The sequence below is a fragment of the Gemmata algarum genome, from assembly GCF_034097035.1.
GTDB lineage: Bacteria > Planctomycetota > Planctomycetia > Gemmatales > Gemmataceae > Gemmata > Gemmata algarum.
Genome location: NZ_JAXBLV010000200.1, coordinates 162128 through 178793, shown reverse-complemented (window position 1 = coordinate 178793; position 16666 = coordinate 162128). Strand labels below are relative to the sequence as shown.

Sequence of the window (16666 nt, the reverse complement as noted above, 5' to 3'; positions counted from 1 at the left end):
AGGGGTGAATTATGACTTGGTGAGTGATAATTAACTGGACATAATGTCAGGTATGGAAACTTTCGCGCCTCAAGATTCGCACCGTCGGTTGCCCCGGTGCGGTCCGAACGCGACAGGGCTGGCAGCACGAAACCGTCAGCCCATTCCCCACAAGCCAGCGTGGGTGCGTTAGCCTTCGAAGTCCTTCGCGAACGCCTTCGGGTTCAGCTCCTCGCCCGTCGCGAACGCGGTCAGCTCCTTCCAGGTCTTCGACCGCCCGGGCTCGAACACCTTCTCTTTCATGAACGCGCCGACCTTCTTTTCGCCCACGTAGAGCACGGCCTTCGGGTCCGCGTTGAACACCTCGCGCGCGAGTGCATGGTGGACCTGCGAGGCGAACAGTTGCCCCATCATGTAGTTGTGGTAGTAGACCGGCGCGCTGCAAATGTGGATCTTCGACGCGTAGTCCGGCGCGTTTCGCCCCTTCGGCTTCTTCACCTGCTGGTACCGCTCCACCAGCTCCCACCAGAGCCCGTTCAGGTCTTGCGTCGGGTTCTCGTACATCGCCTTCTCGAACCGGAGCATCACCTGGCACCAGCGCGAGAAGATCAGGAGCTGGTTCCGCTGGATGGTCCGGGCGGCCTCGTCGAAGGCGGCGCCGCCGGCCACCGTCACGCCCATCTTTTCGAGCCACGCGCGCGACTTCGAAAACCGCTCGAACTGCATCGCCACGCCCTCGGTGGTGAGGATGTGGGCCTCGCCCCGGAGCAGGTACGGCACCTTCTGCGGGATGTTCTTCGACGAGTAGACCGCGTGCCCCAACTCGTGGAGCATGGTGCCCATCCAGTACTCGTTCGGCACGATGTTGGCGAGCACCCGCACGTCGCCCTCGCGGTCGATGTCGGTGCAGAACGCGTGCGGCGACTTGCCGGGCTTCTCCGTGAGGTCGCTGCGTGCGATCACGTCGTCGATGGGCAACCCGATCCCGGCGTAGAACGTGCTGCACAGCTTCAGGATGTCGGCCTTGGTGTACGGCTCGTCGATGCTCGCCTCGTAGACCGCTGGCGCTTCCTGGAAGAACGGGTCGTGGTAGTGCCACGGCATCAGGTCCGCGGCCTTCACGTCGAGCTTCTTCGCGAGCCGCGCGTCGATGTCGGCCTTGGCTTTCGTGAACGGCCCCTTCGTGAGCGTGTCGAGGTCGTCGAACAGCTTGATGAGTTCCGCGCCGTCCTGCTCGTTGAGCGTGAGCTGCAACTCGTGGAAGTTCTTGAACCCGAGTTGTTTGGCCGCCTCGTTCCGGTACCCGACCAGTTCCGCGAGGTCGGCCGCCACGGCGGCGCCGACGCCCTTGCTGGCTTCCCACACCTTCTGCCGCAGCGCGGAGTCCTTCGACTCCTTGAGGGTGTTGCGCACCTTGCTGTCGGCCAGTTCCTGGCCGTCCACCTTGGCGCGGTACACGTTGAACCCTTGCTCGACCGCGTTGGCCTTCGCGGTGATCTTCTTCAGGAGGTCCGGTGCGACCTGCTTTTCGAGGTATTGGAGGTGCAAGAGCCGGATCTGGCGCGCGACCGCGGGGTCTTTAATCGTGCCGGCGTCAGCCGCGTTTTTGAGGGCCTTCACGCGGTCGAACATCTTCTTGTCGGAGAGGGCCGCGTCGATCTTGTTCTGGGCCTCTTCCTTCTTCTTGAAGTCCTCGTCCTTGCCGGTGATGTTGGCGTTCCACCACGCGATTCCGCTGGCGACCTCCAGCGGGTGCAGCTTTTCGACGTGTTCCTTGATGACCGCGGCGGCCTCGCCGTTGGGGTCGGCCCCGAGGAGCGCGTCGGGGGTTAATGATGCGGCCACGGTTGCGCCTCCGGCGATCAGGAACTGGCGACGGTCGAACGACATGAGCGTCCCTGGTTTGGGTGTTTCGGGTCGAACGGTTGGCGCGTCGCAACCGCTAAATGCGAAACGCCGATACCGAACGCGGGCTACGTCGAGTAGACCCATTTTCCGAGCCACAGCGCGGTGGGCAACAACAAAAGGAGTAGCAGCCCGGGCAACCCGATGAACATGGTCGCCAGAACGGCGTCGAGGACCACCAGCCCGAGTACGCACCGCTTGACGGCGCGCTGGACGTTTCGTGCCCCTGGGGCGTCGATGGCGTGCGCTACCGGCAGCCCGATCAGGAACCCGAACGCGACGAGCAGGTAGGGGAACGCGACTGTGCCGAGCGGGGCGGGGATTTTTGCCCGCAGTAAGAGTGCGAGGACGAGCGCGACGAACAGGACGCCGGCCGCAAGTGAGAGGTCCCGCTTGCGGCTCGTGCCCTCCTCGGTGCGAGCGAACCAGGTCACCCCCACGATGTACACCCCGACCACGCCGGCGAGGTGAACGCGCTTCTCGATGTCGAGGGCGTCTTCGGGGATGAGTGACAGCCCGAGCAGCACGTTCAGGAACCGACAGGCCGCCATCGCGACCGGCCCGAAGGGGGTGTACTTCGCACCGCCGTCGTAGATCAGTACCGCCGCCACCAACCCGATGGCGTAGACGAGTGGCTCGTGGTTCCATTCCGGCGTGGCGAGCGCCCCCGCGAGGGCTGCGAACACGACGCCGGTTGCCATCAGTACCACACCGAGCGCGACGGCCGTGCCCACCCGCACCCGACCGGACGGAAGGGGCCGAAACGCCCGCGCCTTCTTGTCCTCGGCAAGATCGAAGTAATCGTTCCAAACCATCCCTGCGAGGTACAAACACCCCGACGCGAGGGCGAGAACCAAGTACGCGCCCCAGAAGGCGAACGGGGCGGACGACAGCACGGCGGCCCCGACGCACGCGCCCAGCGCGATGTCGGCGAACGCGGTAAACACGTTGGGCAGGCGCAGGAGTTGCGCGAAGGCGAGAATGCGGTCACGGGTCATGAAGGTAACGTAGCGACGGGCACCTGCTGGGGCTTCGGGGATCGCTGGCGCCCCGTGGTTGGTAGAGAGCGCTCATCCCAGCGGGATGTCAACCGAGTACGCGGCCGGCGCGTTGGCGGCTGTGTTCTCGCCGAGGTGTGCCAACTCCTCTTCGGTGCTGACGTAGCGAATGTCGCGGATCGTCTCGGCGAGCAACCGCCCGTGGGCCTCGAGTTTGTGGTTCTCGTCCAGCCCGATCAGGATCGCGCTGACGGCGAAGCCCTGGCGCTTCAACGTGCCCAGAGCAATCGCGGTTTCGGCCGGCACCCGCGGCAGGACAGCGATGACGGTCGCGTCGCGCGGCATCCGTCCCGCCATCTCCAGCGCAAGCTGCCCGAAGGTGAGCGCGTCCGACAGTTCAAGCCGGGCGAGCGCCTCGCGGATCTGCTGGTACTGGTCGAACCCGCGGCGCGTGTCCACCACCACGGGCCGGACGCGGTCGGAACCGTCGGCCAGCTCGAACCGGTCGCGGGCCTCCTCGCGGGTGGTGTGCCCCTCACGCTGTGCTTCTTCTGATTCGGCGGCCAGCGCGTCCTCGCGGATGCGGTCCGCGGCGTCGCGCCCGTTGCTCGCGAACCCGATCTGTACGTTTAGGACCGACACCAAGTAGGCCAGGCTCGCCGCGGTGGTGATCGCGAGTTCGGACCGGAACGGCTCGCCGCGCTTGTGGTAGCCGTCCTGGTGGAAGTCCACGAGGATCGTGGCGCCCGCAAGCGTGGTCGGCTCGTAGATGCGGCAGTGGAGCTGCCCGGTGCGTGCGGTCACCTTCCAGTGAACCCGCTGGAGGGGGTCGCCCTGAACGTACTGCCGCACGCCCGCCGTCCGGGTAGGGTCCTCGAACAGCCGGTTCTGGAGCCGCACTTCTCCGATGGGCCTCTCCGACGCGAAGTTGTACTTCGGGAGCGCGACGACCTTCGGGTAGACCATCACGTACACCGGTCTGCCGATGACACGGTGCCGGCGGTGCAATCCGAACACGTCGCCAGTTTCGAGGAGCGTCGGGCCGAGCGGGTAGTACCCGCGCATCTGGAACGTGACCTTGTACCTGATCGTCTTCGTTCCTCGACTGCCGAGCGTCACGACCTGCACCCGTTTGCCTTTCGCGGTGATGCGTGGGGTTCGGGCTTTCACCGCGAAGTCCGGCAACAGGTCTTCGACCAGCACCCACGCGATCGGGATGGCCCCGGCGTTCCTCAGAGTGACGGTCACGGCGGTCGATTCGCCGACCTCACGGGGCGAAGAGTCGCATTCGCGTGTCGCTTCGAGATCGTGGACCCACCGCCGCGCGAGGTACCGCGACAGCAGGTAGACGCCCAGCAGGACGTACCCCGCGAACGCGACGAGCCCCGCTTGAAGCGCGAGTGCCGCGCCAATGAGCAACGCGATGATGAGGAACCACTTCATAGAGCAAGGCAAAAGTAAAAAGGTGAAAGGCAAAAGCTCTGCACGCAACAACGCCCCTCAAAAACTCTCAACTGATCGCGCCACAATCGCGCCCATGATTCGCTTTAAATGTTGGGCTTCTTCGTGGAGATCGCGAACCTCGTCCGAGTTCGGCAATACGGTCGCGCTGATCAGACGCAACCAATAGGCAGCTTCACGAGCTTCCTTGAGCGCAATCGCGTTCTTGCTGATGAAGTCTGCACGACTTTGGCCTGCTCTCCCTTCCTCAACGTTCGCGCCGATCGAGGTACCCGCACGAAGCAGTTGATCCCCGAGACGCCGCGAGGGGCCTGGGTGCTCACAGAGGGCCGAACACAAATTCACAATCCGCACAGCGAAATCGAACGTCCGCTCGCAGATGTCGAATGGCGGCATGGGCGATCACGCGTAGATGGTGCCTTCTATTTAATTGCTTACGTTCGGCGCCTTCTCTTGTTTGCCTTTTGACTTTTTACTTTTACCTTGATCGTCAGTCGTCGAAGTAATCGACCTGAGTCGCCTTCATCTTGTCGGTGATCGGCACCCGGGCGTCGTCCACCAGGTCCTTCACCACTGCCGCGGGCGTGCGCTTCCGCAACCGGCTCTCGGGCTTCAAGATGATCCGGTGCGCCAGCACCGGTTGGGCCACGCGCTTGATGTCGTCCGGTTGGACGAAGTCGCGGGCGCTGATCGCCGCGAGGGCCTGGGCCGTGCGGAACAGTGCGATCGACGCCCGCGGGCTGCCGCCGAGCAAAATGTCCTCGTGACTGCGGCTCGCGTGGACGACTTCGAGGATGTACTTTTTGACCTTGTCGTCGACGTGGACGCCGCGAACCGCTTCCTGGCAGGTCATGACATCCTCGGCACTGACGACCGGCTTGAGGTCGTCGATGGGGTGGCCCATCTGGAGCCGCGAGAGCATCTTGCCCTCTTCTTCCAGGCTCGGGTACCCCAGGGTCAGGCGCACCAGGAAGCGGTCGAGCTGCGCCTCGGGGAGCGGGAACGTCCCCTCCTGGTCCACCGGGTTCTGCGTCGCGATGACCAGAAACGGCGGTTTCAGAACGTAGGTCTGGCCGTCCACGCTCACCCGCCGTTCGCCCATCGCTTCCAGCAGGGCGGCCTGGGTGCGGGGCGTCGCGCGGTTGATTTCGTCGGCGAGAAGGGTTTGCGCGAACACCGGACCGGCGCGGAACTCGAACTCGTTCGTCTTCTGGTTGAAGATGCTCACCCCGGTGACGTCGCTGGGGAGCAAGTCGGGCGTACACTGGAGCCGCTTGAACGTGCAGCCCACGCTCCGCGCCAGTGCCCGGGCGAGCATCGTTTTCGCCACCCCTGGCACGTCTTCGAGGAGGATGTGCCCTTCCGAAAAGTACGCCGCCAGGGCCAGCGTGAGCTGCGGGCGCTTGCCGATGATGACTTTCTCGATGTTGGCGATGATGCGGTTGGCAATGCCCGCCACGTCGGTAGACATAACGTTTTCCGGGAGCACAGCGGATATTCGGGGCCGGGAGTGTTCAACTTACGAGGTTGAAGACGCCCACCGCCGCGGGCGATTCCGATCGTTTCCGCGTTCTCTCCTTTCCGTACCGACCGGAGCGACACATGCGTGCCTGTTTGCTCCTCCTGACTGCGTCCCTGCCGCTGGGCTGTCACCGTTCGGCGCCGTCGGCTCCGGGGGGCTCGAACCAGCCGGCCGGCCCGCCGCTCGTGAAGGTCGTGCGCCCCGCCACCCGGCCGGTGAAATGGGCCATCGAGCAGCCCGCTACCGTTCAGCCGCTCGAGGTCGCGCCGATCGTCGCGAAGCTCCCCGGGTACGTCAAGACCATCGCCCCCGATACGGTTGCCCTCAAGGCGGGCACGAAGCTCCCGGGGGGACAGGCTCCCGTCATCGACATCGGAAGCGTGGTCGAGGCGGACCAACTGCTCGCCACCGTACACATTCCCGAGCTGACGGCGGATGTCGCCGAAAAACAGGCATCGGTCGCGAAAGCCAGGGCCGATTTAAAGCTCTCCGAGCGTGAGCGTGACGTGACCGACGCCCAGGTCACCGCGGGCGAGGAAATGGTGAAGGAGGCCGAGGCCGGGATCGCCCGCAGCGATGCCGATGTCACCCGGTGGAAAGCGGAACTCGATCAGGTGAACGCTCAAATATCGGGTGGCGTGGCGGACATGCAAACGCGGAACGTCATCACCAAGAACTTTGAAACCGCAAAAGCGGCCAAGGTCGAGGCGGTCGCGAAGGTCGCGACCGCTGCCGCTGGCGTCAACGAGCGGAAGGCTCGCCGCGCCCGGGCCCAAGCCGACATGGAGGCCGCCGAGGCCCGCACGAAAGTTGCGGAAGCCGAGTTGGAACGCGCCCGCGTGCTCGAATCATACACACAGGTGAAAGCGCCGTTCCCCGGCGTTGTCACGGCGCGAAACGTTCACCCGGGGCACTTCCTTCAGCCCGCGGGCGCCGGCACCGGCACGGTGCTGTTCACGGTGATGCGGTCAGACGTGGTGCGCGTGTTCGCCGACATCCCTGAAGTGAACGCCGAAAAGGCCGTGGTCGGAACTGCCGCTGCCGTGCGGGTGCCCTCGCTGGGCGGGCGCGAGTATACGGGCAGCGTAACCCGCACGACCGGCGCGATCGACCCTGGGACGCGCACCCTGCGTGTCGAAATCGACATCGAGAACAAGGACCGCGCGCTCAAGCCCGGCGTCTACGCGACCGTCCGGATCAACGCCGAGGCCGGCGACGCCGTGGTGATCCCGGCAGGGTGCGTGCTCCCCGCCGACGAAACGCACTACGCCTACCTGATCGAATCCGGGAAGGCGGTGAAATACCGTGTCCAGCTCGGACGCACCGACCCCGGTACGGTCCAGGTGCTCGGCCGGCGCAAGGCCACCGCAACGGCCGGTGCGTGGGACAAGTTCACCGGCGCGGAGCAGGTGGTTGAGGGGAATTTGGGCGCCCTGACCGACGGGGCCGATGTCCGCACGGAGTGACGATGCCGTTACACCTGACCGAAGCGCAGCTCAACGAGCCGGTGACCGTCTACGCGCGGAACGACTACGCCACGCTCTACCCCGAGTGGACCGTCAGCGAGGCACTCGCGCACATGCGGCAGCACCCGCCGCCCGGGCGCATCATCTACTTCTACGTAGTGGACGACTCGATGCGCCTGGTCGGCGTGGTCCCCACCCGCCGGCTGCTGCTGGCGACCCTGGAAACGCCGATCCGGGACGTGATGATCGCGGGCGTGATCGCGATCCCGGCGTCGGCCACGCTGCTCGACGCCTGTGAGTTCTTCACGATGCACCGGCTGCTCGCGTTCCCGGTCGTGGACGAGCTGCGGCGGCTCGTCGGGGTGATCGACATCGAGGCCTACGCCGAGGAGCTGGCCGAAACCGGCGACTCCGGGGGCGCGCCGGCGACACGGGACGACGTGTTCCAGCTCATCGGGGTGCGGCTCACCCGGGCACAGCAGGCGCGCCCGCTGGTGGCGTTCCGCGGGCGGTTCCCGTGGCTGCTGTGCAACGTCGCCGGGGGCACGCTCGCGGCGATCCTGGCCGAGATTTATCAGGTCGAGCTGAACTGGCAGCACGCGGTGCTGGCGCTGTTCATCCCGGTGGTGCTGGCGCTGGCTGAGAGCGTCGCGATCCAGTCCGTAACGCTCGCGCTCGAGGCGTTCCGCGAAGCTCAACCGTCCTGGCGCGATCTCTTCGCCCGGCTCCGCTCCGAGGCCGCGACCGGGCTCATGCTCGGCCTCGCAACTGGGCTGCTCGTCGGCGCGATTGCGGCCGGCTGGCAGGGGCTCGCGAAGCTATTCCTGATCGTCCTCGGCGGGATCGGGATCGGGGTCACGTGCGCCGCCGTCGCGGGGCTGGCGGTGCCGCACCTGCTGCACCTGATGAAGCGCGACCCGCAGGTCGCGGCCGGGCCGATCGCGCTGACGTGCGCGGACATCGCGGCGCTGCTCGCGTACTTCAACCTCGCCCGGTTGCTCACCTGAAGCCGCGGCCCCCGCGGCGAACACATTTTTGCCTCCTGTGACCGGGTGACAACGCCACTGTGTCGCGGTATCCTCGCGACACCCGCCCGCCCGCCGCAAAGGTCACCGCCATGATTAAGCTCGGCATCCTCGACTTCGACACCTCACACTGCGTCGAGTTCACCAAGCGTTTGAACCACATCGGCAACGACAAGGACCAGTTCGTTGACGGTGCCCGGATCGTGATCGGTTGTCCGGGAACGTCGAAGCTCTCGCCCGAGCGAGTCGAGGGGTTCACCAAGCAGATGAAGGACTTCGGTGTTCCGCTGGTGGACAAGCCGGAAGACATGATCGGTAAGGTGGACGGGGTGCTGATCGAGGCGGTGGACGGGACCGTTCACTACGAGCGGGCGAAGCCGTTTCTAGAGGCGGGTATTCCGTGCTTTATCGACAAGCCCTATGCGTGTTCGGTGACGGACGCGAAGAAACTCGCCGAACTCGCCGCGAAGAAGAAGCTGCCGCTGTTCTCGTCTTCGTCACTGCGGTACGCGCCGGAGGTGGTGACGTTCGCGGCAGACCCGAAGCGCGGGAAGCTGGTCGGGTGCGTGGTGTACGGCCCGGCGTCATTGTCGCCCATCCCGGAGCGGAACGCGGGGCTGTTCCACTACGGGATTCACCCGGTCGAGGTGCTGTACGCGCTCATGGGGCCGGGCTGCAAGCGCGTCACCTGCACCCACGACACCGACACCGACATCGTTACCGGGCACTGGGCCGACGGCCGGATGGCGACCGTCCGCGGCATCCGCAAAGGGGCTAGCGCTTACGGTTTCGTGGGGTTCAGCGAGAAGGGGGTTCAAGCCGTCACAATCGGCACCAAGTTCATTTACCGCGAGCTGCTGAAACAGATCGTGGAGATGTTCCGAACAAAAAAGTCACCGCTCGACATCGCGGAAACGATTGAGCTGGTGGCGTTTATCGAAGCGGCGAACCGGAGCGGCGCCAACCACGGGGCGGGCGAGACGGTTAAGGCGTGACGCGCCGCTGCTCGCGAAGCGCCCGCACAGACTAACAGCCGGAGCGCGGGAGCGGCAAACCTCATTCCTTTCCGCTGGCACCGCACCGGCGCGGCTGATAGACTCGCCCGGGCACCGCACCTGAATATTCGCGCACAACCACACTCCCACAGACGGAGACGCTAGTGAGCAGTTCGTCCTCTCCGGGTCGGAACGAAAAGGTCCTGTTTTGGGCCAGTTTCTTCACACTCATCGCCGCCGGCATCGGGTTCTCGGTGCGCGGGTTCATCCTGAAAGACTGGGGCAACCAGTTCGGCTTCACCCAGAGCGAACTGGGCACCATCACCGGTGGCGGTTTGATCGGGTTCGGTATCGCCATCATTTTCTTCAGCTTCTGTGCCGACCAGTTCGGCTACGGCAAGCTCATGTTGGTGGCGTTCCTGTTGCACGCCTCCAGCGCGATCGTCACGTTCGCGGCCACGCCGGTGTACGGCATGTACGGTAAGGAGGGCGCCTACTGGTGCCTGTACATCGGGATGTGGTTGTTCGCGCTCGGTAACGGGACCTGCGAGGCGGTTATCAACCCCCTCACGGCCACCCTGTTCCCGCGTAACAAGACGCACTGGCTCAACATCCTGCACGCCGGTTGGCCTCTGGGGCTGATTCTCGGTGCGGCGATCGGGCTGGTGTTCAAGTTCTCGCTCCCCGATTTGCGGTGGGAGTTCAAGCTCGGCGTGTTCTTGGTCCCTGTGCTGCTGTACGGGCTCATGATGTTCGGGCGGGCGTTCCCGCACTCGGAGGCGAAGTCCTCCGGCGTGTCGATGGGCACGATGGTGCTCAGCCTGTTGTCGCCGATCTTGCTGTTCCTGTTCGTGCTGCACGCCCTCGTCGGCTACGTCGAACTCGGCACCGATAGCTGGATCGTGAACATCACCGACCGGGTGCTTAAGGACGAGACGAAGGCGCTGCTCGCGTTCATCTGGACCAACGCCTTGATGTTCACCCTGCGGTTCTTTGCCGGCCCGATTGTGGAGCGGATCAACCCGGTGGGGCTGCTGTTCGTCAGCGCGCTGCTGGGCACTGCGGGGCTCTTCATGCTGGGCCAGCCGTTCACCAACGAGGTGTGGCTGTGGATGGCGGCCGTGAGCGTGTACGGCCTGGGCAAAACGTTCTACTGGCCCACGATGCTCGGCGTGATCTCGGAACGGTTCCCCAAGGGCGGCGCGCTGGCGCTGGGGATCAGCGGCGGCTTGGGTATGATCTCGGCCGGTTTGCTCGGCGGTCCGGGGATCGGGTACAAGCAAGACTACTTCGCGGTCCAAAAGCTCAAGGAACTGTCGCTACCGACCTACGAGCGGTACGCCGCGCCGAAAGCGTCCGGGTTCCCGGTGTTCTCGAGCGTCGCGCCGGACGCTCTGCCGCCGGTCGCGGGCCTTGACAACGGTAAACTCAAAGTGTTCGACGACTGGAGCGGCGTGATCGACGAAAGCGGGAACCGCAAGGAAGGCAAAAAGACGACGCTGGAAAGCGACATCGAAACGGTCGCCCGACTCGAAGCCGAAGGGAAACCGGCCGGCAAGGAACTGAAAGAGAGCCTGGAGGGGTTGAAGAAGTGGTGGGACAAGGACGGCCAGGCGAATTACGCGGCCGATAAGGAGAAGCTCAGCGAGGCGCGGCTGTACGGTGCGAAACAGGCGCTGCTCTACACGGCCGTCGTGCCGGCGGCGCTGGCCGCCGGGTTCCTGCTGCTGATTCTCTACTTCATGGTAACCGGCGGGTACAAGCAGGTTCACCTGGAGAGCGAGAGGCCGCACCGGGCTGCCGGCGGCGCCCCGGCCGAGGATTGGGGGCGCTAACGCCCGAGTTGCCAAGTTGACGGATCTCGAGCCGTAAAGTCAAATACCAGCAAGGTTAAGGCCTTCGGCTTTGCGGCTCGCGACCGTCCGACTTGAGAGTTGAGACTTGTCACCGACCCCCTCGCCCGGTGAAATACCGGTGCGATGCTCACTCACGCGACAGAACCGCGAACGTTCACCTTCCTCGGCACCGGCACCTCGATGGGGGTGCCGATGCTCGGCTGCGAGTGCCACGTCTGCACGTCCGACAACCCCCGGAACCACCGCTACCGTTGCTCCGTGCTGGTCAGTAACGCCCGGGGCAACCTCCTCATCGACACCGCCCCGGAGATGCGGCTGCAACTGCTGCGCGAGAACGTGAAGCTGGTCCACGCGGTCGCGTACACGCACTACCACGTCGACCACCTGTTCGGACTGGACGACCTCCGCATCTTCCCGGTGAAGCTCAACGGCCCGCTGCCGATGTACTGCACCGACGAAACCGAAGCGATCATCCGCCAGGCGTTCGCCTACGTGTTCGCCCCGGGCAGCGAGGACTTCCCCCCCGGGATGCTGCCCCGGCTCGACCTCCGGCGCATCGACGAGCGCCCGTTCGAGGTGCTGGGCGAAACCGTGACGCCCATTCCGCTGATCCACGGCCGCTTCAACGTGCTCGGGTTTCGGATCGGAAATGTCGCGTACTGCACCGACGTTAGCCACATCCCCGACCGCAGTTGGCCGCTGCTGGAGGGGCTGGACGTGTTCGTCATCGACGCACTGCGGCCCGGCAAGCCGCACCCGTCGCACTTCGGGCTCGATCAGGCACTCGAAGTGATCGCGAAGGTGAAGCCGAAGAAGGCGTACCTGACGCACATGGCGCACACGATGGAATACGAGGAACTGATGCGGACGCTGCCGCCGAACGTCGAACCGGCCTACGACGGCCTCAAGTTCACGTTCTAGCCGCGCCGCACCCGAGCGACCCGCGAGCCCGGACGCCCTGGTGGCGATGTTCGCGCTTCGATGTTCGAGTACCCCCCCCGGAGAGGTGATGCTTCACGCGATGATTATGGCCGGCGGCGGCGGCACCCGGTTCTGGCCCCGGAGCCGGTCCAAGCGGCCCAAGCAGTTCCTCACGTTCAGCGGCAACCGCACCCTGCTGCAAAGCACGGTCGACCGCGTGTCGGCCCAGATCCCGCCGGAGCGCACCTGGGTCGTCACCGGCGCCCAGTACGCCGACGAGACGGCGGCTCAACTTCCGGAACTGCCGCGCGACCACATCATCGGCGAGCCGGAGGGGCGCGACACGGCCCCGTGCGTCGGGCTCGGCGCCGCGATCATCGCGAAGGCCGACCCGGACGCCACCATCGCGGTGATGCCCGCCGACCATGTCATCGAGCCGGAGCAAGAGTTCCGGCGCGCGCTCCACGCCGCCGAGCAGTTCCTGGCCGACGAGCCGAATAAGCTCATCACGTTCGGCATCCGCCCGACGTTCCCGTCCACCGGGTACGGGTACATCAAGCGCGGCGCGGCCGCGGGTACGCGCCAGGGCGTGACCGCGTCGCAGGTGGAGGTGTTCCGCGAGAAGCCCGAGTTCTCGGTCGCGGAACAGTACGTCGCGAGCGGCGAGTACGACTGGAACAGCGGCATCTTCGTGTGGAAGCCGGGCGCCATCCTTGGTGAGTTGAAGGCCCGCAAGCCCGACATTCACGCGGTCGTCGCGAAGATCGCGGACGCCTGGGGCACGCCGGAGTTCGACGCGGTGTTCCGCGGCACGTACAACCAGGCCGAAAAGAAAAGCATCGACTACGCCGTGATGCAGGACGCGGCCAAAGAGGGCAAGGTGCTGGTCCTCGCGGCGCCTTACACCTGGGACGATGTCGGGAGCTGGCTCGCACTGGAGCGGCGCAACCCGCAGGACGCGAACCACAACACCGTTCAGGCCAACCACTGCGGCATCGACACGAACAAGTGTGTCATCGTCGGAGAGCCTAAGACGGTTATTGCGACCTACGGAGTGAGCAACCTGCTTGTGATCCAGGACGGTGACGCCATCCTGGTCGCGGACCGGAAGCACGAGGACAAGGTGAAAGAGATCGTGGACGCGCTCAAGAAGAGCAACCGCGGGGAGTTCACGTGAGCGCGGAAGCGGAAGGCCCTACGCCCCCTGGCCCCACCTCCCTGAAGGGGAAGGGGGAGACCGGACCTTTGGAGCCGGCTAGCGAATCGAATTCGCTGAGCGGACCAGCCGAGCTCCTCGTCCCTGAAGGGAAGGGACCGGGGGCTGCGTTGCCTTCGTTTCCCTCACGCGGAGCGCTGCTCGGCGTCGACTACGGCACCAAACGCATCGGGGTTGCGGTGTGCGACCCCGACCGCGTCATCGCCTCGCCGGTGGGCACTCAAGCGAACGACACCACCCGCGAGCCCTACTTCCGCGACCTCTGCGCGCGGTCGAAGTTCGCGGGCGCCGTGGTCGGGCTGCCGCTCCACGCCAGCGGCGAAGAGAGCCCCATGTCGGGCGAAGCGCGGGCGTTCGCGCGGTGGCTCTCCGACCTCACCGGGCTGCCGGTCGTGATGTGGGACGAGCGGCACACGTCCTTCGCCGCCGAAAGTGCCTTGCTTGGCGCCGGGCTCACCCGAAAAAAGCGCAAAGAGAAGGTCGATCGGGTCGCGGCGCAGATGATTCTCCAAACCTTCATCGATGCCGGCTCCCCGCCGAACGGGAGCGATTCGGGCGCCGCCGGCACCGCCGCAGCCCCGGAACCGGACGCGAATTGAAACCCGCCGCAGTTTGCCTACGTTAGCGGTTGTGTTGGTGGCTCGCCTCTCTCAAGCCGCCCTTCGCTCGCACCAAATCCGGCAGAGGACGCCTGCATGGCTGGTCGTTCGATCCGTCCGTACACCGTTCTGCCCCGTCTTCCCGACCGGCTCCGCCCGCTCCAAACGCTCGCCTACAACCTGTGGTGGTGTTGGAACGCGGACGCGGTCGCCCTGTTCCGGCGCATCAACCCGGACCTGTTCGAGGCGCTGGACCACAGCCCCATCCGGCTGCTCGGCGCCACCGACCAGAGCCGGTTCGAGGAGCTGGAGCGCGACGACGGGTTCCTCGCACACATGGACCGCGTCGCGGCCGCGCTGGACCACTACCTGAACGCCCCCACGTGGTACCAGGACCGCCACGCCGGCGACGAGGCGCGGATCGCGTACTTCTCCGCCGAGTTCGGCATCCACGAGAGCGTTCCCGTCTACTCGGGCGGCCTGGGCGTGCTCGCCGGCGACCACTTGAAGAGCGCGAGCGACCTCGGGCTGCCGCTCATGGGCGTCACCCTGATGTACCGCGAGGGGTACTTCCGCCAGTACCTCAACGTGGACGGCTGGCAGCAGGAGCGGTACCCGGAGAACGACTTCTTCACCCTGCCGCTCACGCTGGAAGTCGGTAAAGACGGTGCCCCCATCATCGTGACCGTGCCGCTGCCGGGGCGCGAGCTGGCGCTGAAGGTGTGGCACATCCAGGTCGGCCGCGTCCCGCTGTACCTGCTGGACGCGAACATCCCGCAGAACAAGCCCGAGGACCGGGGGATCACGGCGCAGCTCTACGGCGGCGACCACCACACCCGCATCCAGCAGGAAATCATCCTGGGCATCGGCGGCATCCGCGCGCTCCGCGCGATGGGCAAGATGCCGACCGTGTGCCACATGAACGAGGGGCACGCGGCGTTCACCGGGCTCGAGCGCATCCGGCTGCTGATCGAGGAGCACAAGCTCGACTTCGCGACCGCCTACGAGGCGGTGAAGGCCGGGACGTGCTTCACCACGCACACCCCGGTGCCCGCCGGCAACGACGCGTTCCCGGTGCAGATGATCGAGCAGTACCTGGGCGAGTACATGGCGGGCATGGGCATCGACCGCGGCGGGCTCGTCGCGCTCGGCCGCCAGCACCCGGCCAACGAGCAGGAGCCGTTCGGGATGACCGTGCTGGCTCTGAAGCTGGCGAACGTGTCGAACGGCGTCAGCAAGCTGCACGGCAGCGTGTCCCGCCGGATGTGGAAGGAGCTGTGGCCCGAGCTGCCCGCGAGCGAGGTGCCGATCACCAGCATCACCAACGGCGTTCACACGCAGAGCTGGCTCGCGCCCGAGTTCGCCCAGCTCTACGACCGGTACCTCGGCATCCAGTGGGAGGAGCGGCCCACCGACTTCGCCATCTGGAAGCGGGTGGAGCAGATCCCCGACGGCGAGCTGTGGCGGACCCACGAGCGGGGCCGCGAGCGGCTGGTCGCCCTCGCCCGCACCCGACTGCGGGCGCAACTGAAGCGCCGCGGCGCCCCGCCCTCGGAGGTGGAGGCCGCCGACGAGGTGCTGGACCCCGACGCGCTGACGATCGGGTTCGCCCGCCGGTTCGCGACCTACAAGCGCGGCGACCTCATCTTCCGCAACGCCGAGCGGATCATGGAGCTGGTGGCCAGCAAGGACCGGCCGGTCCAGTTCATCTTCTCGGGGAAGGCGCACCCGCAGGACCGCGGCGGCAAGGAGCTGATCCAGCGCGTGTTCCAGCAGTCCCGCAAGTCGGAGTTCCGCAAGCGGGTGGTCTTCATCGAAGACTACGACATGAGCGTGGCCCGGTACCTTGTGCAGGGCGTGGACGTGTGGCTCAACAACCCGCGCCGCCCGCTGGAGGCGTCCGGCACGAGCGGGATGAAGATTTGCGGCAACGGCGGGCTGAACCTGAGCATCCTCGACGGCTGGTGGGTCGAGGGGTACGACGGCGACAACGGCTGGGCGATCGGCGCCGGCGAGGAGTACACCGACCTCCAGTACCAGGACGAAGTGGAGAGCCGGGCGCTGATGGACCTGCTGGAGCAGGACATCGTCCCGACGTTCTACAAGCGCGACGCCAACGGGCTGCCGCGCGAGTGGATCCGCCGCATGAAGCGCTCGGTCATGAGCCTGGTGCCGGTGTTCAACACCAACCGCATGGTCGAGCAGTACACGGAGACGTGCTACGTCCCGAGCCACCGCCGGGCCGCGGCGCTGAGCGCGAACCAGCTCGCCGGCGCTAAAGAGCTCGCGACCTGGCGCCGCCGGGTGTCGTCCGAATGGCCGCAGGTCCGGGTGGAGAGCGTTGAGGCGCCAACCGCGGACACGCTGCGGGTGGGGGGCAGCTTCCCGGTCAAGGTGCGCGTCAACCTCGGGTCGTTCAAGCCGGAGGACGTCGAAGTTCAGTTGTGCCACGGGGTGCTGGACGCGCTGGGCGACATCGCGGACCCCAAGACCGTGGCCCTGGCCGCGAACGGCGGTTCGAGCGGTGCGAGTGTGCTGTTCGCCGGTGAGGTGTCCTGCCGGTCCAGTGGCCAGTTCGGGTTCGGCGTGCGGGTGCTGCCCAAAAACCAGTACCTCGCGCACCTGTTCGAGCCCGGCCTCGTCACCTGGGGCTAATGGATCAGTCGTCGTAACCTGATGCCTCGTGTCAGGTTGCGACGTGCAGTTCGGATGTTGATGCCTGC

General features: G+C 66.0%; 13 protein-coding genes. 8 read left to right on the top strand and 5 right to left on the bottom strand.

Translation table 11 applies throughout. The features are described 5' to 3' along the window. Nucleotides 1-168 precede the first annotated feature (168 nt). The 5 genes from R5W23_RS22175 to R5W23_RS22155 form a co-directional block, all read right to left on the bottom strand. The gene (locus R5W23_RS22175) at nt 169-1824 is read right to left on the bottom strand and encodes a M2 family metallopeptidase (RefSeq protein ID WP_320688172.1); all 1656 of its coding nucleotides are present in this window, start codon (nt 1822-1824) and stop codon (nt 169-171) included. Between the two features lie 128 nt (nt 1825-1952). After that, nucleotides 1953-2882, bottom strand: coding sequence for a UbiA family prenyltransferase (locus R5W23_RS22170; RefSeq protein WP_320688171.1), 930 nt, complete (start codon nt 2880-2882; stop codon nt 1953-1955). Between the two features lie 72 nt (nt 2883-2954). Beyond that, nucleotides 2955-4325 carry a DUF58 domain-containing protein gene (locus R5W23_RS22165; RefSeq protein WP_320688170.1) on the bottom strand — a complete coding sequence of 457 codons (1371 nt, stop codon included), beginning with the start codon at nt 4323-4325 and terminating at the stop codon, nt 2955-2957. A 57-nt stretch (nt 4326-4382) separates the two neighbouring features. Next, nucleotides 4383-4739 (bottom strand): four helix bundle protein, encoded by a 357-nt coding sequence (locus R5W23_RS22160; protein WP_320688169.1) that lies wholly within the window; start codon nt 4737-4739, stop codon nt 4383-4385. Nucleotides 4740-4833: 94 nt separating this feature from the next. Next, the gene (locus tag R5W23_RS22155; protein WP_320688168.1) at nt 4834-5814 is read right to left on the bottom strand and encodes an AAA family ATPase; all 981 of its coding nucleotides are present in this window, start codon (nt 5812-5814) and stop codon (nt 4834-4836) included. A gap of 131 nt (nt 5815-5945) precedes the next feature. On the opposite strand from R5W23_RS22155, the gene R5W23_RS22150 reads away from it, so the two are divergent. The 8 genes from R5W23_RS22150 (at nt 5946) to glgP (ending at nt 16598) form a co-directional block, all read left to right on the top strand. Beyond that, nucleotides 5946-7331 (top strand): efflux RND transporter periplasmic adaptor subunit, encoded by a 1386-nt coding sequence (locus R5W23_RS22150; RefSeq protein WP_320688167.1) that lies wholly within the window; start codon nt 5946-5948, stop codon nt 7329-7331. A 2-nt stretch (nt 7332-7333) separates the two neighbouring features. Further along, entirely contained in the window at nt 7334-8338 is a 1005-nt protein-coding gene (locus tag R5W23_RS22145) for a magnesium transporter (RefSeq protein WP_320688166.1), read from the top strand. A 110-nt stretch (nt 8339-8448) separates the two neighbouring features. Continuing rightward, nucleotides 8449-9351: a Gfo/Idh/MocA family protein gene (locus R5W23_RS22140; protein ID WP_320688165.1), complete on the top strand. Its 903-nt coding sequence runs from the start codon at nt 8449-8451 to the stop codon at nt 9349-9351. A 164-nt stretch (nt 9352-9515) separates the two neighbouring features. Then, nucleotides 9516-11186 (top strand): MFS transporter, encoded by a 1671-nt coding sequence (locus tag R5W23_RS22135; protein ID WP_320688164.1) that lies wholly within the window; start codon nt 9516-9518, stop codon nt 11184-11186. 144 nt (nt 11187-11330) lie between these two features. Then, nucleotides 11331-12128: an MBL fold metallo-hydrolase gene (locus tag R5W23_RS22130; RefSeq protein WP_320688163.1), complete on the top strand. Its 798-nt coding sequence runs from the start codon at nt 11331-11333 to the stop codon at nt 12126-12128. An 88-nt stretch (nt 12129-12216) separates the two neighbouring features. Beyond that, nucleotides 12217-13305, top strand: coding sequence for a mannose-1-phosphate guanylyltransferase (locus tag R5W23_RS22125; RefSeq protein ID WP_320688162.1), 1089 nt, complete (start codon nt 12217-12219; stop codon nt 13303-13305). 149 nt (nt 13306-13454) lie between these two features. Beyond that, a complete protein-coding gene (ruvX, locus tag R5W23_RS22120) occupies nt 13455-13943 on the top strand; it encodes a Holliday junction resolvase RuvX (protein ID WP_320688161.1) in 489 nt (162 codons plus the stop codon). Between the two features lie 96 nt (nt 13944-14039). Then, on the top strand, nt 14040-16598 hold the full coding sequence (glgP, locus tag R5W23_RS22115) for an alpha-glucan family phosphorylase (RefSeq protein WP_320688160.1): 2559 nt from the start codon (nt 14040-14042) through the stop codon (nt 16596-16598). Nucleotides 16599-16666 lie beyond the last annotated feature (68 nt).

Coding starts and splice junctions, on each gene's coding strand:
- R5W23_RS22170 (WP_320688171.1), bottom strand. CDS start 2,882: ATGACCCGTGACCGCATTCTCGCCTTCGCGCAACTCCTGCGCCTGCCC.
- R5W23_RS22165 (WP_320688170.1), bottom strand. CDS start 4,325: ATGAAGTGGTTCCTCATCATCGCGTTGCTCATTGGCGCGGCACTCGCG.
- R5W23_RS22160 (WP_320688169.1), bottom strand. CDS start 4,739: ATGCCGCCATTCGACATCTGCGAGCGGACGTTCGATTTCGCTGTGCGG.
- R5W23_RS22155 (WP_320688168.1), bottom strand. CDS start 5,814: ATGTCTACCGACGTGGCGGGCATTGCCAACCGCATCATCGCCAACATC.
- R5W23_RS22150 (WP_320688167.1), top strand. CDS start 5,946: ATGCGTGCCTGTTTGCTCCTCCTGACTGCGTCCCTGCCGCTGGGCTGT.
- R5W23_RS22145 (WP_320688166.1), top strand. CDS start 7,334: ATGCCGTTACACCTGACCGAAGCGCAGCTCAACGAGCCGGTGACCGTC.
- R5W23_RS22140 (WP_320688165.1), top strand. CDS start 8,449: ATGATTAAGCTCGGCATCCTCGACTTCGACACCTCACACTGCGTCGAG.
- R5W23_RS22130 (WP_320688163.1), top strand. CDS start 11,331: ATGCTCACTCACGCGACAGAACCGCGAACGTTCACCTTCCTCGGCACC.
- R5W23_RS22125 (WP_320688162.1), top strand. CDS start 12,217: ATGCTTCACGCGATGATTATGGCCGGCGGCGGCGGCACCCGGTTCTGG.
- glgP (WP_320688160.1), top strand. CDS start 14,040: ATGGCTGGTCGTTCGATCCGTCCGTACACCGTTCTGCCCCGTCTTCCC.